The following is a 19143-nucleotide window of genomic DNA, read 5'->3' as shown; positions in this document are numbered from 1 at the left end:
TTTTGTCCCCTGCTGCGTTGCAGTATTTCATGAAAAACGGAGCACGCCGGGTTCGCGGGGCTTTTTTGCCCGGATGGCGTATGGGCGCAACACTCCGTGCGGCGCGAGCGATCGGAGGCAGTGCTTTGAACAGGTTCTCAGGGTGGGCTGCTGGCGCGCAGCAGCAGGTCGGCGAAATCGCCGTTGGCCTGGGTGAGCTTGATGCGCACGGGCAGATAACCCAGCCCCGGCGCCACCCAGAGTTCGGCCTTCTGGTCGTAGTCCTTGCGGGGCAGGCGCAGCAGCTTGAGGGCAGGCGTGGGCCCGGCGGGTACGTCCAGGGTTTCGGGGCCTTCCACGGTGAAGGTCCAGCGGTCGGCGCTGCGGGCGCTCACCGTGGTCAGCGTGATCTGGGTGCCAGGCACAAACCGGCCCGGGTCTGCGGCCAGCATCGCGCCCAGCTGGATGAACAGGCTCAGCCGGTCCTGCACGCCGGGGCCTGCCACGGCATCGGGCGTGTTGGCGCTGAAGGTGACGCGGCCCTTGTCGTAGTCAAAATGCGCGGCCTGCTCGCTGCGGGATTTGTCGGAGAACTTCTCGGGCAGCAGTCCTTGCTCCGTGACCGTGCCCACGCTGCGCTGCGTGCGGGTGCCCACCAGGAAGGCGCTGATCTCCTGGCGCGCCTCGTAGCGATTGCCGTCGTGCTGCCACAGCAGTTCGGCCCGGGCGCTGTAGGCGAACTTTTTGGCTTGGCCGCTCACATCAAACGCGAGGCGCGTCGGGGCAGGCATGCGCACGGGCGGCGGTGGGGCGCTGGCACTGCGGCCGGTGCCTCCGGGCGGGCGGATGTCCACGCCCGTGCCGGGCTGGGCGTCTTCAGCCGTGGGCTCTGGGGGGGCGGCCGGTGCAGATGCCGCAGGCGCGGGCGCAGGGGCGGCGTCGTCGGCAGGCGTCTCAGGGGTTGCGCTGGCCACGGTGGTTGCGGCACCAGGGTCCGCAGGCGCGCCGGCTTCTGTGACAGGGGCGGCAGCCAGTGGCGCCTCGGGACGGTCTGTGGCAACAGGGGCTGGGGGGCGCTTGGGGGAGGGAGCCTTTTTACGGGCCGGGGGCTGCGGTGCGGCGACGGGCGCGGCGGTCACGCCGGAGGGCGCAACGGCTGGTGGGGGCGGTGCGGGCGCGATGCTGCGCGTGCTGAACACTTGGCGGGACGGCTGCGCGGGGCTGTCCCAGGCCAGGGGTACGCCGCTGAGCACCAGCCAGTGCAGGGCCAGCACCAGGGCCGTGATGAAAACCAGCGCGCGCCGTGGCATCTGCTCGCTGCTTGTGTGTCCGGGTACGGGGCCGTCAGGCGCTGCCTGCGCCCAGGTCGCTGGACAGCTGGGCTGCGGCCGCGCGCAGCGGTGCATCAATGGCGCCGCCCCATTCGGGGTCAAAGGTGGCGATGGATCCCAGCGTGGTGATGCCCAGCTCCAGGTGACCGTCGGCATCGAAAACCGGCGCGCAGAAGGCGACGATGCCCGGCAGCAGCGTGTCCACCACGCGGGCGGCGCCGCGCTCGCGCACCTCGGCCAGCAGTGCGTTCACTTCGGCCATGGTGGCGGGCAGGTCGGTGCGGCGCATCTTCACGGCGCGGGCCAGCTCCTCTTTCAGCAGCGGCGCCACCACCTCGGGCGACATGAAGGCCGCAAAACACCGGCCCGTGGCCGACGACAGCAGCGGCATCACGTCGCCCAGGCGCAGGTTGGCGGTGACGGCCTGGGGCGATTCCTCCCAGTGCACGATGGTGGGGCCGTGGTTGCCCCACACGGCCAGCGCCAGCGTGTGGCCGATGGTTTCCATCAGCGCGGGCATGCGTTCGCGGGCCAGGCGCACGCCATCGAGCCGCGTCAGCGAGGCCAGCCCCAGCTTGAGTGCGGCCGGGCCCAAGTCATAGCGCGCGGTGCGGGGGTCTTGCGTGACCAGGCCCAGGCGCTGAAAGCTCACCAGATAACGGTGCGCCTTGGCCGCGCTCATGCCCGCCGAGGCGGCCACATCCTTGAGCATCAGCGGTCCGCGCGAGCGTGTCAGCCCCTCCAGCAGGGCAAAACCCACCTCGACCGATTGAATTCCTGCACGTTCTTTGTCCATGTGCACTAAAATTTGCGAGTTTTGTTTAGTTAAATCAATTTACCCAAGCGTAATCTTCGCTAGCGGTGCCCATCAACCCTTCTGAGACAAAGGTCCTGCCACCATGAAACTCGCTACCTACAAAGACGGCTCGCGCGACGGCCAACTTGTTGTCGTCTCCCGCGACCTGGGCACGGCCCATTATGCGACCGGCATTGCCAGCAAGATGCAGCAGGTGCTGGACGACTGGGGCTTCCTGTCACCCCAGCTGCAGGACCTGTACGACCAGCTCAACAGCGGCCGCGCGCGCCACGCCTTCCCCTTCGACCCCGCCCAGTGCATGGCCCCGCTGCCCCGCGCCTACCAGTGGGCTGACGGGTCTGCGTACATCAACCACGTCGAACTGGTGCGAAAAGCGCGCAACTCCGAAGTGCCCGAAAGCTTCTACACCGACCCCCTGATGTACCAGGGCGGCAGCGACGACTTCATCGGCCCCTGCGACGATGTCGTGGTGCCCAGCGAAGCCATGGGCATCGACTTCGAGGCCGAGATCGCCGTCATCACTGGCGACGTGAAGATGGGCACCAACGCCGACCAGGCGCTGGACGGCATCCGCCTGGTGATGATTGCCAACGACGTGAGCCTGCGCAACCTGATCCCGGCCGAGCTGGCCAAGGGTTTTGGTTTCTTCCAGAGCAAGCCCGCCACCGCCTTCGGCCCCGTGGCCGTCACACTGGACGAGCTGGGCGACGCCTGGGACCACGGCCGCGTGAACCTCACCGTGCAGTCCACCTGGAACGGCCGCAAGGTCGGCATGTGCGACGCGGGTCCTGAAATGACCTTCCACTTCGGCCAGCTCATTGCCCACATCGCCAAGACGCGCAACGTGCGCGCCGGCTCCATCGTGGGCAGCGGCACCGTCAGCAACAAGGGCGTGGAGCAGAACGGCCGCATGGAATGGCCCAAGGGCTACAGCTGCATCGCAGAAAAGCGCTGCATCGAAACCATCCAGGACGGCAAGCCCAGCACCGACTTCATGAAGTTCGGCGACACCATCCGCATCGAGGTCAAGGGCAAGGACGGCGCCAGCATCTTCGGCGCCATCGACCAGACCATTGCCGCACCGGCCGCCTGAGGCCCCGCAGAGCAAAATTTGAATAAAAACGGCTGCATGCGCTAGAGGAACATGCGCTTGCAGCTATCAAATTCATAGTATCAAGGAGACAACCCCATGCAACGCCGTACCCTCTTGTCCGCCCTGGCCGCCGCAGGCGCTACTACCGCCGCGCCCTGGGCCGCCGCCCAGTCCGCCTGGCCCGACCAGCCCCTGCGCTGGGTGGTGCCGTACCCCGCCGGTGGCGGCACCGACGTGCTGGCCCGCACCGTGGCCGAGGCCATGCGCCAGACGCTGGGCCAGCAGATCGTGGTGGACAACCGCCCTGGCGCCTCCACCAACATCGGCGGCCAGATGGTGGCCACGGCCAAGCCCGACGGCAACACCTTCATGTCGGCCGACAACGCCATCCTGGCCTACAACGAACACCTGTTCACCAAGCTGCCGTTCAACCCTGAAAAGGACTTCACCTACGTGGGTGGCATCAGCCGCTTCCCGCTGGCGCTGGTGGTGCACCCGGCGTTTGAAGCCAAGACGGTGAAGGAATTCCTCGCCTACGCGCGCGCTAACCCCGGCAAGCTCAACTACGCATCGCCCGGCAATGGTTCGCCACACCACCTGGCGATGGAGATGTTCAAGAACCGCACCAAGATCTTCCTCACCCACATCCCCTACCGCGGCGCGGCGCCTGCGCTGCAGGACGTGATGGGCGGCCAGGTGCCCTGCATGTTCCTGGACCTGGCCGCTGGCCTTCCCGTCATCACCTCGGGCAAGGTGCGTGCGCTGGCCATTGGCTCGGCCAAGCGCGTGGCCGCGCTGCCGGACGTGCCCACCTTGGCAGAAGCCGGTGTGCCCAACACCGAAGTGTTTGCGTTCCAGGGCATCCTGGCGCCCGCCGGTCTGCCCGCTGCGATCACGGCGCGCCTGAACGGCGACCTGAACAAGGCTCTGCTCAACCCCGCCGTGGTCAAGCGCATGGCCGACTTCGGCATGGAAGCCCTGCCCGGCACGCCGGAGCAGTTCCGCGCCATGGCACGCTCCGAGTCCAAGCGCTGGGGCGAGATCATCAAAGCGGCAGGCGTGAAACTCGACTGACCCCCCTGAGCGGCTGCGCCGCTTCCCCCCAGGGGGACGCACCTGGTGGCCTGGCAAAGCCAGTTCCACGGGTGCACTCGCTTGGCGACGCGCCCTCTGCGGAGGGTGCAGCGGTGTTTCTTACTCCGGCAGGTGGCACACCGCTTCGATGTTGTTGCCCTCGGGGTCGATGACAAACGCGCCGTAATAGTGGGGGTGGTAGTCGGGCCGCAGGCCCGGGGCGCCGTTGTCTTGGCCCCCGGCTTCGATGGCGGCGCGGTAGAAGGCATCGACCTGGGCCCGCGTGGTGGCCCGCCACGCCAGGTGGCAGCCCGTGGTGGCGGGCGGGCCGCCGTAGGGCGAGGGGCCGTCGATGAACCACACATCCGCCTTCTTGCCGTCGGGCTCGGACGGAGCCGGGTAGGCATAGCCCAGCATGTTCGAGCCGTAGTTGCCTTCAAAACACAGGCTGTAGCCCAAAGGCGCGAGGGCAGCGGTGTAGAACGCCTTGGTGCGGGCAATGTCGGTGACGCGGAAGGTCATGTGGTCCAGCATGGGAGGTCTCCTCGGGTTGTGGTGCCCTGATTTATACCTGAAAGACTGTTTATAAATACAGTATTTTTCAGCCCGACACACAATCTGTCGCGCGGGTGGTGCTACGCCACCTGCGTGGCCCGCAGTTCTTCAGGCCCACCCCTCCAGCACCAGCTTGCCCCGCGCCTTGCCGCTCTCGATCAGCGCATGCGCGCGCTTCAGATTCTCGGCATTGATGGCGCCAAAGCGCTGGTCCAGCGTCGTGCGAATCAGCCCCGCATCCACCAACTGCGCCACCTCCGTCAGCAGGCGGTGCTGGCCGATCATGTCGGCGGTGCCGAACAGCGCACGCGTGAACATCAGCTCCCAGTGCACCGACACCGACTTGCGCTTGAACTTCGTCACGTCGAGCGACACCGGGTCGTCGATCAGCGCGAACTGGCCCTGGGGCGCGATGGCCTCCACGGTCTGGTCGAAGTGCGCGTCGGTCTGCGTGAGGCTCACGATGATGTCCACCATGGGGTGGCCGATGCGCGCCAGCTCCTGCGTGAGCGGCTGGCTGTGGTCGATGACGTGGTGGGCGCCCAGGTCGCGCACCCACTGCTGCGTTTCGGGGCGCGATGCGGTGCCGATGATCGTGAGGCTGGTGAGCCGCGCCGCCAGCTGCGTGAGGATGGAGCCCACGCCGCCGCTCGCGCCAATGATGAGCAGGGTCTTGTGGGTGGGCTGCTTGCCAGGGGCCACACCCAGGCGGTCAAACAGCAGCTCCCACGCGGTGATGGTGGTCAGCGGCAGCGCGGCGGCTTCGGCAAAGTCGAGCGATTGGGGGGCATGGCCCACGATGCGTTCATCCACCAGGTGCAGTTCGCTGTTGGTGCCCTGGCGTGCGATGGAGCCCGCGTACCAGACGCGGTCGCCGGGCTGGAACAGCGTCACATCGGGGCCCACGGCGCGGACGATGCCGCTGGCGTCCCAGCCCAGCACCTTGTAGTCGGGCCCGTCGCCGCTGCGTGAGCTGCTTTTGCGCACTTTCGTGTCCACGGGGTTGACCGAAACGGCGTGCACTTCCACCAGCAGATCGCGGCCCGTGGCCACCGGGTCGGGCAGGGTGATGTCGAGCAGCGACTCGGGGTGGTCGATGGGGTGGGCGGTTTGGTAGCCAACGGCTTTCATGAAGGGTTCCTTGAGGTGCAAAGGGCGTTGAAGCTGGGGATATGCGAGGTTCGGACGGGCGCGTGGTGCCGTTTTCAGGCCACTTCAGCCGCGCCAGCCCGGGCCTTGGGCGCAGCCAGCGCATGGGCCGGTGCGTAGTCGCTGTAGCCGTGTGCATCGCCGCCAAACAGCGTGGCCGCATCGAACGGGGCCAGTGGCAGCCCGGCGGCATAGCGCGCAGGCAGATCGGGGTTGGCAATGAACGGGCGGCCAAACGCCACCAGGTCGGCCATGCCGGACGCGAGGATCTGTTGCGCGCGTTCGGGGGTGTACTGGCCCGCCACCATCACACGGCCGCTGAAGGCTGTGCGTAGAGCCTGGCGGAATTCATCTGGAATGCGGGGGGCGTCGTCCCAGTCGGCCTCTGCCAGGTGGATGTAGGCCAGGCCCAGCGTGTCCAGCTCGCGCGCCAGGTGCAGTATGGTGGGGATGATCTCCGGGCAGTCCATGCCGCGCTGCGTGATGAACGGGGCCAGGCGCATGCCCGTGCGTTCGGCGCCGGCCTCGCTGGCCACGGCAGCGGCCACTTCGCGGGCGAAGCGGGTGCGGTTTTCCACCGGGCCGCCATAGGCGTCGATGCGGTGGTTGGAGGTCGTGCGCAGAAACTGGTCAAGGAGATAGCCGTTGGCGCCGTGGATCTCCACGCCGTCGAACCCTGCGCGCATGGCGTTGGCGGCGGCACGGCGGAAGTCGTCCACCACGCCAGGAATCTCGGCGGCCTCCAGCGCGCGGGGCACGGGGCAGTCGAGCATGCGCCCCACGCCGTCTTCGCCTGCCACCCATACCCGTGCCGCCGGGGCCAGGGCCGAGGGCGCCACGGGTAGCCCATCGGCATGGAAGCTGGCGTGCGACATGCGGCCCACGTGCCACAGCTGCAGCACCATGCGCCCGCCCGCGGCGTGCACCGCTTCGGTCACGCGGCGCCAGCCTTGCACCTGCGCGTCGCTGTAGATGCCGGGCGTGAAGCTGTAGCCCTGGCCTTGGCATGACACCTGGCTGGCCTCGCTGACGATGAGGCCCGCACTGGCGCGCTGGGCGTAGTAGTCGGCCATGAGCGCGTTGGGCACGTCGCCTGGCTGGCTGCTGCGGGCGCGCGTCATGGGCGCCATCACGATGCGGTGGGGCAGTGCCAGCGGCCCCATCTGCAGGGGGCGGAACAGGGCGGGTGTGGCGGTGTGTGGGGTGGTGGTCATGGCAGGGGCTCGGGTCGGCGGCAGGCCGGTGTGGAACATGACGTGAATGGTGGGCTTTCTGCAATAATTTTTAAATAGACGGCTGATTGAAAGAATATTCAAAGAAAATTTGAATATTAGCCCCTGGTGGTGGTGTCGTTCCATTGCCGTCGTCTTCCCTTTCCCATCCACCCTCGCCATGAAAAGCCTGCAAGACCTCGACATCTTTGTGCGCACCGTCGACAGCGGCAGCCTTTCGGCCACGGCCCGTGCACTGGACCTCACCCCCGCCGCCACGAGCGCCGCGCTCAAGCGGCTGGAGGCCGAGCTGGGCGTGGCGCTGTTCGTGCGCTCCACGCGCAGCCTGCGGCTCACGCAGGAGGGCGCGCTGTTTCTGGAGCACTGCCGCCCCGCACTCGCCGCGCTGCAGCAGGTGCAGGGCCAGCTCGCCAGCGGCCGGGCGGGCGAGCTGCGTGGCCTGCTGCAACTGGCGGCCCCGTCCGACCTGGGGCGCAATGTGCTGCTGCCCTGGCTGGATGCCTTCCAGGCGCTGCACCCCGGCATCGACATCCGCCTGCAGCTGTCGGACCGCATGGCCAATGTCTACGGCGAACCGGTGGATGCCGCCTTCCGCTACGGCAAGCCGCAGGATTCGAGCCTGGTGGCGCTGCCGCTGGTCGCCGAACACCGGCGCGTGCTCTGCGCCGCCCCCTCCTACCTGGCCGCGCACGGCACACCCGATACGCCCCACGCCCTGGCCGCGCACGATGGCCTGTGCTTCATGCTGGGCGAGGACGTGCACGACCGCTGGCGCTTCTGGGACGCATCGGGCCAGGAAGTGGTGGTGCGCGTGCGCAGCCGCAACGTGGCCAACGACGGCGACGCGGTGCGCCGCTGGGCGGTGCTGGGCCGGGGCATTGCGTACAAGTCGTACTTTGATGTGGCCGACGACCTGGCCGCCGGGCGCCTGGTGCCGCTGTGCCCCGGCTGGACCACCGAGGCCGTGCCGCTCTTCCTGGTGGCGCCCAGCCGCCGCCAGTTCACGCCGCTGGTGCGGGCGCTGCGCGACTTCATGGCCGAGCGGCTGCAGGCGCTGATGGAGCGGGCGCCGCACTGAGTGCCTGTTGACGACCCCCGCTGGATCGTCAACAGGCTCCCAGCGCTAGCAGCAGTCGCATGCGCTACGCCCGACGTGCTGCATGAGGCTCTGCTGGCGGCAGGGCTATCGCACGCGCGACCGGCACCGGGACCCCGTGCGCCGCACAATCGCGCCCTTGCTGTCGCTACCCAGGGCGGCGCGCCCCCTGCGCCCACCCGCGCGGCCGGGTTCCTGGTGATGCAGCGACGGCCTTTGACGGAGAAAGACCAACATGCTGAATTTCGACTTCCACAACCCCACCCACATCGCCTTCGGCCAAGGCCGCATTGCCGACCTGGCCAAGCTCGTGCCCGCTGCCGCCAAGGTGCTGATCCTGGTGGGCGGTGCCAGCGCCGAAAAGACCGGCACCCTGGCCGAGGTGCGCGCCGCGTTGGGCGAGCGCCAGCACGCCACCTTCAACGGCATCGAGCCCAACCCGAGCTACGAGACCTCGATGAAGGCCGTGGCGCAGATCCGCGAAGGCGGGTTTGACTTCTTGCTGGCCGTGGGGGGCGGTTCGGTGATCGACGCCACCAAGTTCATCGCAGCCGCTGTCCGTTTTGAAGGCGATGACCCCTGGGCCATCCTCGAAAAGCACGGCCGCAACATCAAGGGCGCCATGCCGTTTGGTTCCGTGCTCACGCTGCCCGCCACAGGCTCGGAGATGAACAACGGCGGCGTCATCACCCACCGCGCCAAGGGCGCCAAGCTGTCGTTTGGCAGCGTGCACACCTACCCGGTGTTCTCGGTGCTCGACCCCACCAAGACCTACACCCTGCCACCCCAGCAACTGGCCAATGGCGTGGTGGATGCGTTTGTGCACACGGTCGAGCAGTACCTGACCTACCCGGTCAACGCACCCGTGCAGGACAGGTTTGCCGAAGGCATCCTGCAGACGCTTATCGAGATCGGCCCGCGCCTGCTGACTGCCCCCGAGCCGGTGTACGACGACCGCGCCAACCTGATGTGGGCCGCCACCATGGCGCTCAACGGCCTGATTGGCGCGGGCGTGCCGCAGGACTGGGCCACGCACATGATCGGCCACGAGCTGACGGCGCTGCATGGCATCGACCACGCGCGCACCCTGGCCATCGTGCTGCCCGCGCTGCTGAACGAGCGCCGGGTGGCCAAGCGCGCCAAGCTGCTGCAGTACGGCGAGCGCGTGTGGGGCATCACCACCGGCAGCGAGGACGAACGCATCACTGCCGCCATCGAGCGCACGCGCGATTTCTTTGAGAGCATGGGCATCGCCACCCGCCTGTCGGGCTACGGCCTGGGCAGCGAGGTGGTGAACACCGTGGTGACGCAGCTGGAAGCGCACGGCATGGTGACGCTGGGCGAACAGCGCGAGATCACCCCGGCGGTGAGCCGCCGCATCCTCGAAGCGGCGCTGTAAATGGAGGTGGACGGGGAGGGCGGGGTCCCAGGCCCTCTCTCCTGCTTGCCCCGCCTGCGCTGCATTTCGCGCCGCGCAGCAGCGTTTCGTCGCAGGGCGCTGGAGCCCGCCCCTTGCGCCGCCTACAGTGCCGTCAAGCCACCTCCTTGGGTGGCATTTGACGAAAGGCGCACCGTGACCCTCATCCTCATCCTGGCCCTCCGCTCCGCGTGGCGCAACGCCCGAGCCCCGTTGCTGGCAGCTTTTGTGGCCATGCTGGCCTGGGCCGCGCCGGCATCGGCCCAGCACGCCGGCCTGCGCACCCTGGTGGTACCGGGCGCAGAGCCCGTGACCGTGGCGCTGTTCTACCCCACGCCGGTGGTGGCGCGCACCCAGCCCATGGGGCCCTGGCGGCCCGTGGTCACGCCGGGCGCCCCGGTGGCAACCGCGCCCCTCAAGGGCCTGATCCTCATCTCGCACGGCACGGGCGGCCATGAACTGGGCCACCACAACCTGGCCACGCGCCTGGCGGCCGACGGCTATCTGGTGGCGGCGTTGCGCCACCCGGGCGACAACTGGGAAGACCGGTCGATGATTACCTCGGGCCGCTACTTCCGCGAGCGCCCCCGCCAGGTAAGCCGCGTGCTGGACGCGCTGCTGGCCAGCCCCGAATGGGGCCCCCGCATTCCGGCCGGGCGCATTGGTGCCGTGGGGCATTCGGCAGGTGGCTATACCGTGCTGGCCCTGGCCGGTGCGCAGGCCGAACCGGCCCGTGCGGCACAGCACTGCCGCAGCGTGTCGGACGACCCCGGCTTTTGCAGCCTGGGCAAGCTGCCCGCCCGTGGCCAGGCCGCTCAGACTTCCAAGGAGGCACCTGCGGCCGCCACAGCGGCACCCACGCAGGCTGGCGCCCCCGTGCTCGATGGCCCGCTGGTCTCGGTGGCAGACCCCCGCATCCGCGCCGTGGTGGCCATGGCGCCCATGGCCGTGGTGTTCACGCCAGACAGCCTGAAGGCCATCAGCGTGCCCGTGCGGCTGATGGTGGCCGAGCGCGATGCCGTGCTTGTGGGCCCCTACCATGGCGGCTATGTGGCAGCGAATTTGCCGTCTGCACAGGCCAGTACGGTGCCGGGTGCAGGCCACTTCGCCTTCATGGCCCAGTCTGTCTGGCCGCTGGCGTCCGAGGCGGGCGACGCCGCCGCCAACCCCGAAGGCTTTGACCGGGTGGCCTATCACGCCACGCTGGAGAACGAGGTGGCGGAGTTTCTGGCCAGGCAGCTGCGTTGACAGGTTGAGGGCCCGCAGCGCGGTAGCACCGTGCTGTAAGCCAATGCCGCAAACCTGCCCGCATCGCGGGACAACGGGCCCGATGGCTGGTACGGTGGTGGTTTGCTTTTTCCGATCAATTCCCTCACACCGAAAGCGACCTCCATGGCACACATCCTCATGGTTCTGACGTCCCACGACCAACTGGGCGACACCGGCAAAAAGACGGGCTTCTGGCTGGAAGAGTTTGCGGCACCGTACTACGTGTTCAAGGATGCAGGCGTGCAGATCACGCTCGCATCGCCCCACGGCGGCCAGCCGCCCCTGGACCCCAAAAGCGACGACGAAAACGCCCAGACCGATGCCACGCGCCGCTTTAAGGCCGATGCTTCAGCGAAGCAGCAGCTGGCCAGCACCGTGCCCCTGTCCAGCGTGAAGGCCGAGGACTTTGATGCCGTGTTCTACCCCGGCGGCCACGGCCCGCTGTGGGACCTGGCGGAAGACGCGCAGTCCATTGCCCTCATCGAAAAGACCTTTGCCGCAGGCAAGCCGCTGGCGCTGGTGTGCCACGCACCCGGCGTGCTGCGCCACACCAAGGCGCCCGACGGGTCGCCGCTGGTCAAGGGCAAGAAGGTCACGGGGTTTACCAACAGCGAAGAAGACGCGGTGCAGTTGACCCAGATCGTGCCCTTCCTGGTGGAGGACATGCTCAAGGCCAACGGCGGCGTGTATTCCAAAGGCCCCGACTGGGCGCCCTATGTGCTGACCGACGGCACGCTGATCACGGGGCAGAATCCGGCATCGTCAGAGCAGGGCGCCCATGCGTTGCTGAAGCTGTTGGGGTAAGGGGCCGCGAAGGAACCCTGCACAGCCGCAGATCCTGCGCAGAACGGGTGTTTGCGCAGGTTAAGGGTAAAAATGGCTGCAAGCGCTAGTGGATATTGCACGGGCAGCTATTGAATAGATAGCAAACTCGGCATCTCAAGCTGCCCTCAGGCCGTGGTGCCGACGCGGGCCCCGGCATCCATGCCGACATCGGCGGCGCCTGTGGCCTCCACTTCCACCAGACAGTCATAAAACGTGGGCGCGCGGCCCAGGTCGGTCAGCGCCTGGCTGGTCACCTCGTTCACGTTGGTGCCGTTCAGCCCCAGCTTGCGCCACCAGATGCCCAGGCCGTTGACCACGCCCGGCCGTGCGCGGCGCGAGACGGTGGCGTGGCACAGGTAGCTGCCCCGGTCGTTGAACACGCGCACCACGGCGTCGTTGGCAATGCCGCGTGCTTCGGCATCGTCGGGGTGGATTTCCAGGATTGGCCGGCCCTCGATGTTACGCAAGCTTGTCACGTTGACGAACGTGGAGTTCAAGAAGTTGCGCGCGGGCGGCGAGATCATGGCCAGCGGGTAGCGGGCGTCCGAGCCCTGCAGTTCGTAGTTGGGCAGGTGGTCGGGCAGACCGTCCAGGCCCTGGGCGGCCAGGCGTGCGCTGTAGAACTCGCACTTTCCAGAGGGTGATGGGAAGTTGCCTTCGGCGAACGGCGCATCGGGCAGCGCCAGCGTGGCAAAGCCTTGGCTCTCGAGCAGTGCGTAGTCCACTGCGTCGCCAAACGCCTGGCGGCACAGGGCCTCGTCGCTCTCGGCAAAACAGGGCTCGGCAAAGCCCATGCGCGCCGCCAGGTCGCGGAAGATCTGCGCATTGCTGCGTGCCTGGCCCTGGGGCGCAATGGCGGGGCGGTTGAGCAGCACGTCGGTGTGGCCGTAGCTCAGGTGGATGTCCCAATGCTCCAGCTGCGTGGTGGCGGGCAGGACGTAGTCGGCGTAGTCGGCCGTGTCGGTCTGGAAGTGCTCCAGCACCACGGTGAACAGGTCTTCACGCGCAAAGCCTTGCACCACCTTGCCCGAGTCGGGCGCCACGGCCACAGGATTGCTGTTGTAGACCACGATGGCCTCCACCTTCGGGCCGAACGCGGGCGAGGCCTCGAGCAGCAGGTCGTCGCCAATGGTGGACATGTTGATGGTGCGCGGCGTTTTGGCGGGCATCAGGTCGGGCCGCTGCAGCACGGCACGCTGCGCCGGGAACTGGCCCGAGCTGGACAGCAGCACGCCGCCCGCGCGGTGGCGCCAGGCGCCCGTGAGCGCAGGCAGGCAGGCCACGGCGCGCACCGCATTGCCGCCGCCACGCACACGCTGCATGCCGTAGTTCAGGCGGATGGCGGCGGGTTGGGTGGTGCCGTAGTCCTGGGCGAGCTGGCGGATCTGCTCCACGTGCACGCCACAGACCTCGGCCGCGCGCTCGGGCGGCCACTGCAGTGCGCGCTCGCGCAGCGGGTCCCAGCCCAGCGTGTGGCGGGCGATGTAGTCGTGGTCCAGCCAGTCGTTCGCGATCAGCTCGTGCATCAGCGCCAGGGCCAGCGCGGCGTCGGTGCCCGGGCGCAGGGCGATGTGCTCGTGGCACTTGTCGGCCGTCTCGCTCTTGCGCGGGTCGATGCACACCAGCTTGGCGCCATTGCGCTTGGCCTGCTGGGCGTAGCGCCAGAAGTGCAGGTTGCTGCCGATGGAGTTGCTGCCCCAGATGATGATGAGCTGTGATTCGGCAAAGAACTCCACCTTCATGCCCACCTTGCCGCCCAGGGTCTGCACCAAGGCCTCGGCGCCGGCCGATGCGCAGATGGTGCGGTCCAGTTGCGAGGCACCCAGCTTGTGGAAGAAGCGGCGGTCCATGCTCTCGCCCTGCACCATGCCCATGGTGCCCGCGTAGCTGTAGGGCAGGATGGCTTCGGGCGCGCGCGCGGCGATGGCCTGCAGGCGCTGGGCGATGTCGCTCAGGGCTTCGTCCCAGGCCACGGGCACGAACTGGCCGGCCCCCTTGGCGCCCGTGCGCTTGAGCGGCGTGAGCACGCGCTCGGGGTGGTAGCTGCGCTCGGTGTACTTGCTCACCTTGGCGCACAGCGCGCCATCGGTGTGGCGGTGGTCGGGGTTGCCCTGCACGCGGGTGGCCACGCCGTGCTCGTCCACGGTGGTGAGCAGAGCGCAGGTGTCGGGGCAGTCGTGGGGGCAAGCGCCACGCACCTGAATCAGTGCCGATGGAGGGGAATTAGCGTCAGAAGGCGTGGGCATTCGGGGGCTGGATCGTTAAACTGGCTGTCAGGGTTGGAACGGGCGTGCATATGGGTCCCCCGTTTCCAAGGGGCTGCCTACCGGCAGTGCAGAGGGGCATGCCCTTTCTTTCTTCTTACAAGAGCAGAGATTTCACCATGAACCAGACAGTATTGGGGCGCAGGCAGTTTTCGGTGGGCATGGGCGCCGTGGCGCTGGGCGGGTTCGGCCTGGCGCGTGCGCAGGGCGAGGGGCGCATCGTGCTGGGGCAGTCGGCCGCCTTCACCGGCCCGGCGGCGCAGCTGGGCGTGCAGTTCAACCAGGGTGCCAAGCTCTTTTTTGACCAGCTCAACGCCCAGGGCGGCGTGGGCAAGCGCATGGTGGAAATCCGCACCATGGACGACGGCTATGAGCCCGACCGGTGCGCCGAGAACACCCGCAAGCTGATTGCCGACGAGGTGTTTGCCCTGTTTGGCTACATCGGCACTCCCACCAGCCTGGCGGCGCTGCCGCTGTTCACCAAGGAGAAGGTGCCGTTTTTTGGCCCCTTTACCGGTGCCGAGGCGCTGCGCCAGCCGTTCAACCGGCTGATCTTTCATGTGCGTGCTTCCTACTACGACGAAACCGCACTCATCGTGCGCCAGCTCACCAACCTGGGGCTCAAGAAGATTGCGGTGTTCTACCAGAACGACGCCTACGGCAAGGCGGGGCTCGATGGCGTGAACCGCGCGCTGGCCGAGCTGAAGCTGACACCTGTGGCGACGGCCACCGTGGAGCGCAACTCCACGGACGTGAAAGCGGCCGTGGACAAGCTGGTGCCCGCCACGCCCGATGCCGTGGTACAGATCACGGCCTACGCGTCGGCTGCCGCGTTTGTGCGTGCGGCGCGCAGGGCGGGCTTTGGCGGCACGTTCTACAACGTGTCGTTTGTGGGCACCCAGGCGCTGGCCGACGAGCTGGGCAAGGACGGTGCGGGTGTGGTGGTGTCGCAGGTGGTGCCCTCGCCCTACCAGCCCTCGCGCCAGATCACGCGCGAGTTTCTGGAGGCCATCAAGAAGGGCGGCGACAAGGTGCAGCCCAACTACTCCAGCATGGAAGGCTATCTGGCTGCACGCGTGTTCGCCGAGGGCCTGCGCCAGGCCCAGGCCGGCGGAAAGATCACGCGCGAGAGCTTCATCACGGGCACCGAGTCCATCGGCAACCAGGTGATCTCGGGCTTTCCGGTGTCGTTCAGTGGCACCAGCCACGCAGCCTCGAAGTTTGTCGAGATGTCGATGCTGACCGGGGACGGCCGGGTCAGGACCTGATCCCGAACGGGTGGCGGGCGCGCGCCGGCCCCCGCCGCCCCGAAGCGATCAGCCCAGCGTGCGCGTGCGCGCCAGCCCCTGCATGAACGCCTCGCAGCGTCCCAGCTGCTCCAGGCTCACGTACTCGTCGGGCTGGTGGGCCTGCTGGATGCTGCCGGGGCCACACACCACGGTGGAGATGCCCGCGTTCTTGAACAGCCCCGCTTCGGTGCCAAAGGCCACCAGGGTGGTGCCTTTTTCGCCCGACAGCTCTTGCGCCAGGCGCGTCACCGGGTCGTCCTTGCTGCCCAGGAAGCTCGGGATTTCGCAGATGGTCTCGAACTCGAAACCCGCTGCGGGCGCCACCTTCTTCATGGCGGGCTCCAGCGATTTGGCGTAGGCCACCACCTCGGACTGCATCTGCGCGGCGTTGGCCGTGGGCAGGTCGCGGAACTCGTAGCGGAACTCGGCGTCGCGCGGCACCACGTTGTCGGCAATGCCGCCGTGGAACTGGCCCACGCTGCTGGTGGAGAACGGCACGTCAAAGCCCTCAAAGCGGGGCTCGTTCTTTTCAAAGTCTTCCGCCATGTCGCGCACCCGGCCCACCACGCGGGCGGCCATCTCGATGGCGTTGACCGAATGCGGCGTGAGGGACGAATGCGCCTCCTTGCCACGCACGCAGCACTTGTAGCGGTACACACCCTTGTGCGCGATGGCGGGGATCATGCTGGTGGGCTCGCCCACGATGCAGGCCAGGGGCTTGATGCTCGCGTCGCGCAGGTCGGCGATGAGTTCCTTCACGCCAAAGCAGCCGATCTCCTCTTCGTAGCTGAATGCCAGATGGACCGCAAAAGGCGCGTCGCTGTTCAGGAACTGCTCTGCGTGCGACACGGCAATGCCAATGAAGGCCTTCATGTCGGCACTGCCGCGCCCGTACAGGTTGCCGTCCTTGACCAGGGCACTCAGCGGGTCCATGGTCCAGTCCTGTCCATCCCACGGCACCGTGTCGGTATGGCCCGAAAGGATCACGCCCGCCGGCTTGCCCTCGCCCAGGGTGGCGAACAGGTTGGCCTTTGTCTTGTCGTCGTTGAAGGTCAGGCGGCTTTTCACGCCCAGCCTGGCCAGGTGGTCGCGGATGAAATGGATCAGCTCCAGATTGGAGTTGTGGCTGACGGTGTTCATGCGCACCAGGGTTTGCGCAAGTTCGAGGGCGTGGGCAGAAATCATGGGTGGCTAGCGAATAACCCGGGTTGGCACGTGTGTTGCTGTCGGGCTAGACTGTGAGATCGTAAGGACACATATCATGAACGTTATTGACTCCATCGTCACCCAGGCGGCCAGTATTGCAGCGGTGCGCCGGGACATTCACGCCCACCCCGAGCTGTGCTTCGAAGAGGTGCGCACCGCCGACGTGGTGGCGCAAAAGCTCACCGAGTGGGGCATTCCCATCCACCGGGGTATGGGCAAAACGGGCGTGGTGGGCATCGTCAAGGGGCGCGACGGTGGCGCCAGTGGCCGCGCGATTGGCCTGCGCGCCGACATGGACGCACTGCCCATGCAGGAGTTCAACACCTTCGCCCACGCCAGCAAACACCAGGGCAAGATGCACGCCTGCGGCCATGACGGCCACGTGGCCATGCTGCTGGCGGCGGCGCAGCACTTTGCCAAGCACCGCAATTTCGACGGCACCGTGTACCTGATCTTCCAGCCCGCCGAAGAGGGCGGTGGCGGGGCCCGCGTGATGATCGAGGACGGCCTGTTCGAGCAGTTCCCCATGGAAGCCGTGTACGGCATGCACAACTGGCCCGGCATGCCGGTGGGCACCTTTGCCGTGAGCCCCGGCCCGGTGATGGCATCGACCAGCGAGTTCAAGATCACCCTGCGTGGCAAGGGCGGCCATGCGGCGCTGCCGCACACCGGCATCGACCCGGTGCCGATTGCCTGCGGCATGGTGCAGTCCTTCCAGACCATCATCAGCCGCAACAAGAAGCCCGTGGACGCCGGCGTGATCTCGGTCACCATGATCCACGCGGGCGAGGCTACCAACGTGATTCCCGACAGCGTCGAGCTACAGGGCACGGTGCGCACCTTCACCACCGAGGTGACGGACCTCATCGAAAAGCGCATGCGCCAGATCGCCGAGAACCACTGTGCTGCGCACGATGCCAGCTGCGAGTTCGAGTTCGTGCGCAACTACCCGCCCACCGTCAACTCCCCCGCCGAGGCCGAATTTGCCCGCAAGGTCATGACCGGCATCGTGGGGGAAGAGCGTGTGGTGGTCCAGGAGCCCACCATGGGCGCTGAAGACTTTGCCTACATGCTGCAGGCCAAGCCCGGCGCGTACTGCTTCATTGCCAACGGCGACGGCGCCCACCGCGAGATGGGCCACGGCGGCGGCCCCTGCATGCTGCACAACCCCAGCTACGACTTCAACGATGACCTGATCCCGCTGGGCGCGACCTACTGGGTCAAGCTGGCCGAGGAATGGCTGGCCCAGCCCGCCAAAGCGGCCTGAAGCAGCTTGACGAGCTGTTGATCCTCCTCCACCCGGGCGTGCGCAGCGCGCGTGCCCGGGTTTTCTTTTTGTCTTCCCACTGACTCCTGAAAGCCCTGCCCATGATCGGAATCGTTGAAGCCTTCTCGCCCAGCTACGCCCAGGCGCGCACAAAGTTTCTGGAGGCCGCCGCAGCCGCGGGCCTGTCCATCGAATCGCACGCCCACCCGCTCCAAGGCCGCGACGGCGAAGACCTGGCCATGGACGTGGTGCGCGACGGCCCGGCCGATGCCAAAAAGCTGCTCATCGTGAGCAGCGCCTGCCATGGCGTCGAGGGCTACTGCGGCAGCGGCGTGCAGGTGTTTGCGCTGCACGATGCCGAGTGGCGCGCCAAGGCGCGCGATGCCGGTGTGGCCACGCTCTACATCCACGCGCTCAACCCGTATGGCTTCTCGCACGTGCGCCGCTTCACACACGAGAACGTGGACCTGAACCGCAACTTCCAGGACTTCAGCAAGCCCCTGCCCGTGAACACGGCCTACCGCGAGGTGCAGCCCCTGCTGCTGCCCGAGCAGTGGCCACCAGGCCCTGAGAACCAGGCAGCGGTGGCGGAGTACATCGCCACCAAGGGCGAGGCCGCGTGGCAGGCCGCCATCTCGCAAGGGCAGCACGAGTTTCCGCAGGGCGTGTTCTTTGGCGGCACCGAGCCCACCTGGAGCAACCGCACGCTGCGCCAGGTGCTGCGCCAGCACGGTGCGGCCGCGTCGAAGATCGCCTGGATCGACCTGCACACGGGCCTGGGCCCCAGCGGCCATGGCGAGCGCATCTACGCGGGCAATGACAACGCCGTGGCCGTGGCCCGGGCGCGCGCCTGGTGGGACGGCGGCGGCGCCACGCCGGTCACGTCGATCTACGACGGCTCGTCCACCTCGGCCTTCCTCACCGGCCTGATGTGGACCTCGATCTACGACGAGTGCCCCCATGCCGAATACACCGGCATTGCCATGGAGTACGGCACCGTGCCCGTGCTCGACGTGATGAACGCCATCCGTGCCGAGCAATGGCTCCAACTGCACCCCGAAACTCCGGCTGACAAGGCTGCCCAGATCAAGGCGCAAATGCTGGCGGCCTTCTACACCGACACGGACGTGTGGAAGGGCCAGATCATCAGCCAGGCACGGCAGTCGATGTTCCAGGCGGTGAACGGGTTGACGGTCTGATTTTGTGTTCCAGAGGCCTCGGGCGTTAGTTTTATATGCCTGAGATGCTATCAATATGGTAGTTGGTGCGCAGGGGTTTGG

16 protein-coding genes are annotated in these 19143 nt (G+C 67.4%); 9 read left to right on the top strand and 7 right to left on the bottom strand.

Annotated elements, in window-relative coordinates; translation table 11 throughout:
- Positions 1–137: 137 nt before the first annotated feature.
- Both CLU87_RS18755 and CLU87_RS18750 read right to left on the bottom strand, forming a co-directional pair.
- Positions 138–1289 carry a DUF3108 domain-containing protein gene (locus CLU87_RS18755; protein WP_099731445.1) on the bottom strand — a complete coding sequence of 384 codons (1152 nt, stop codon included), beginning with the start codon at positions 1287–1289 and terminating at the stop codon, positions 138–140.
- A gap of 34 nt (positions 1290–1323) precedes the next feature.
- A complete protein-coding gene (locus CLU87_RS18750) occupies positions 1324–2106 on the bottom strand; it encodes an IclR family transcriptional regulator (protein ID WP_056059824.1) in 783 nt (260 codons plus the stop codon).
- A gap of 103 nt (positions 2107–2209) precedes the next feature.
- Between CLU87_RS18750 and CLU87_RS18745 the strand changes: the two genes are divergently transcribed.
- On the top strand, positions 2210–3220 hold the full coding sequence (locus CLU87_RS18745) for a fumarylacetoacetate hydrolase family protein (protein ID WP_056059821.1): 1011 nt from the start codon (positions 2210–2212) through the stop codon (positions 3218–3220).
- Between the two features lie 96 nt (positions 3221–3316).
- Positions 3317–4294, top strand: coding sequence for a tripartite tricarboxylate transporter substrate binding protein (locus CLU87_RS18740; RefSeq protein ID WP_099731444.1), 978 nt, complete (start codon positions 3317–3319; stop codon positions 4292–4294).
- Positions 4295–4414: 120 nt separating this feature from the next.
- Here the strand turns inward: CLU87_RS18740 and CLU87_RS18735 are convergent, their stop codons facing one another.
- From CLU87_RS18735 to CLU87_RS18725, 3 genes are all read right to left on the bottom strand, one after another.
- Entirely contained in the window at positions 4415–4828 is a 414-nt protein-coding gene (locus CLU87_RS18735; RefSeq protein ID WP_056745754.1) for a VOC family protein, read from the bottom strand.
- A gap of 129 nt (positions 4829–4957) precedes the next feature.
- Positions 4958–5980 (bottom strand): zinc-binding alcohol dehydrogenase family protein, encoded by a 1023-nt coding sequence (locus CLU87_RS18730; protein ID WP_099732243.1) that lies wholly within the window; start codon positions 5978–5980, stop codon positions 4958–4960.
- A 74-nt stretch (positions 5981–6054) separates the two neighbouring features.
- Positions 6055–7212 (bottom strand): alkene reductase, encoded by a 1158-nt coding sequence (locus tag CLU87_RS18725; RefSeq protein WP_099732242.1) that lies wholly within the window; start codon positions 7210–7212, stop codon positions 6055–6057.
- 178 nt (positions 7213–7390) lie between these two features.
- On the opposite strand from CLU87_RS18725, the gene CLU87_RS18720 reads away from it, so the two are divergent.
- From CLU87_RS18720 to CLU87_RS18705, 4 genes are all read left to right on the top strand, one after another.
- Positions 7391–8308 carry a LysR family transcriptional regulator gene (locus tag CLU87_RS18720; RefSeq protein ID WP_099731443.1) on the top strand — a complete coding sequence of 306 codons (918 nt, stop codon included), beginning with the start codon at positions 7391–7393 and terminating at the stop codon, positions 8306–8308.
- A gap of 253 nt (positions 8309–8561) precedes the next feature.
- Positions 8562–9725, top strand: a complete 1164-nt coding sequence (locus CLU87_RS18715) for an iron-containing alcohol dehydrogenase (RefSeq protein ID WP_099731442.1) — start codon at positions 8562–8564, stop codon at positions 9723–9725.
- A 174-nt stretch (positions 9726–9899) separates the two neighbouring features.
- The gene (locus CLU87_RS18710; RefSeq protein ID WP_233193818.1) at positions 9900–10991 is read left to right on the top strand and encodes an alpha/beta fold hydrolase; all 1092 of its coding nucleotides are present in this window, start codon (positions 9900–9902) and stop codon (positions 10989–10991) included.
- Positions 10992–11135: 144 nt separating this feature from the next.
- A complete protein-coding gene (locus CLU87_RS18705; RefSeq protein WP_099731440.1) occupies positions 11136–11816 on the top strand; it encodes a type 1 glutamine amidotransferase domain-containing protein in 681 nt (226 codons plus the stop codon).
- A gap of 146 nt (positions 11817–11962) precedes the next feature.
- On the opposite strand, the gene CLU87_RS18700 is transcribed toward CLU87_RS18705, so the two are convergent.
- Positions 11963–14083, bottom strand: a complete 2121-nt coding sequence (locus CLU87_RS18700; protein ID WP_099731439.1) for a molybdopterin-dependent oxidoreductase — start codon at positions 14081–14083, stop codon at positions 11963–11965.
- A gap of 137 nt (positions 14084–14220) precedes the next feature.
- Here CLU87_RS18700 and CLU87_RS18695 point away from each other — a divergent pair, with 137 nt between their 5' ends.
- The gene (locus tag CLU87_RS18695; RefSeq protein ID WP_099731438.1) at positions 14221–15369 is read left to right on the top strand and encodes an ABC transporter substrate-binding protein; all 1149 of its coding nucleotides are present in this window, start codon (positions 14221–14223) and stop codon (positions 15367–15369) included.
- Positions 15370–15417: 48 nt separating this feature from the next.
- Here CLU87_RS18695 and argE read toward each other — a convergent pair whose 3' ends face one another.
- Positions 15418–16575, bottom strand: a complete 1158-nt coding sequence (argE, locus tag CLU87_RS18690; protein ID WP_099731437.1) for an acetylornithine deacetylase — start codon at positions 16573–16575, stop codon at positions 15418–15420.
- Between the two features lie 76 nt (positions 16576–16651).
- Between argE and CLU87_RS18685 the strand changes: the two genes are divergently transcribed.
- Positions 16652–17863: a M20 aminoacylase family protein gene (locus CLU87_RS18685; RefSeq protein ID WP_099731436.1), complete on the top strand. Its 1212-nt coding sequence runs from the start codon at positions 16652–16654 to the stop codon at positions 17861–17863.
- A gap of 101 nt (positions 17864–17964) precedes the next feature.
- Positions 17965–19062: a M14 family metallopeptidase gene (locus tag CLU87_RS18680; protein ID WP_099731435.1), complete on the top strand. Its 1098-nt coding sequence runs from the start codon at positions 17965–17967 to the stop codon at positions 19060–19062.
- The last annotated feature ends 81 nt before the right edge of the window (positions 19063–19143 follow it).

The organism is Acidovorax sp. 59 (assembly GCF_002754175.1).
In the GTDB taxonomy this organism is placed as follows: domain Bacteria; phylum Pseudomonadota; class Gammaproteobacteria; order Burkholderiales; family Burkholderiaceae_C; genus Acidovorax; species Acidovorax delafieldii.
Note: the sequence above shows the minus strand (reverse complement) of the source record. Positions and strands in the feature narration are given on the sequence as shown.

Coding starts and splice junctions, on each gene's coding strand:
- CLU87_RS18745 (WP_056059821.1), top strand. CDS start 2,210: ATGAAACTCGCTACCTACAAAGACGGCTCGCGCGACGGCCAACTTGTT.
- CLU87_RS18715 (WP_099731442.1), top strand. CDS start 8,562: ATGCTGAATTTCGACTTCCACAACCCCACCCACATCGCCTTCGGCCAA.
- CLU87_RS18700 (WP_099731439.1), bottom strand. CDS start 14,083: ATGCCCACGCCTTCTGACGCTAATTCCCCTCCATCGGCACTGATTCAG.
- CLU87_RS18695 (WP_099731438.1), top strand. CDS start 14,221: ATGAACCAGACAGTATTGGGGCGCAGGCAGTTTTCGGTGGGCATGGGC.
- CLU87_RS18725 (WP_099732242.1), bottom strand. CDS start 7,212: ATGACCACCACCCCACACACCGCCACACCCGCCCTGTTCCGCCCCCTG.
- CLU87_RS18755 (WP_099731445.1), bottom strand. CDS start 1,289: ATGCCACGGCGCGCGCTGGTTTTCATCACGGCCCTGGTGCTGGCCCTG.
- CLU87_RS18720 (WP_099731443.1), top strand. CDS start 7,391: ATGAAAAGCCTGCAAGACCTCGACATCTTTGTGCGCACCGTCGACAGC.
- CLU87_RS18680 (WP_099731435.1), top strand. CDS start 17,965: ATGATCGGAATCGTTGAAGCCTTCTCGCCCAGCTACGCCCAGGCGCGC.
- CLU87_RS18730 (WP_099732243.1), bottom strand. CDS start 5,980: ATGAAAGCCGTTGGCTACCAAACCGCCCACCCCATCGACCACCCCGAG.
- CLU87_RS18685 (WP_099731436.1), top strand. CDS start 16,652: ATGAACGTTATTGACTCCATCGTCACCCAGGCGGCCAGTATTGCAGCG.
- argE (WP_099731437.1), bottom strand. CDS start 16,575: ATGATTTCTGCCCACGCCCTCGAACTTGCGCAAACCCTGGTGCGCATG.
- CLU87_RS18735 (WP_056745754.1), bottom strand. CDS start 4,828: ATGCTGGACCACATGACCTTCCGCGTCACCGACATTGCCCGCACCAAG.
- CLU87_RS18740 (WP_099731444.1), top strand. CDS start 3,317: ATGCAACGCCGTACCCTCTTGTCCGCCCTGGCCGCCGCAGGCGCTACT.
- CLU87_RS18750 (WP_056059824.1), bottom strand. CDS start 2,106: ATGGACAAAGAACGTGCAGGAATTCAATCGGTCGAGGTGGGTTTTGCC.
- CLU87_RS18705 (WP_099731440.1), top strand. CDS start 11,136: ATGGCACACATCCTCATGGTTCTGACGTCCCACGACCAACTGGGCGAC.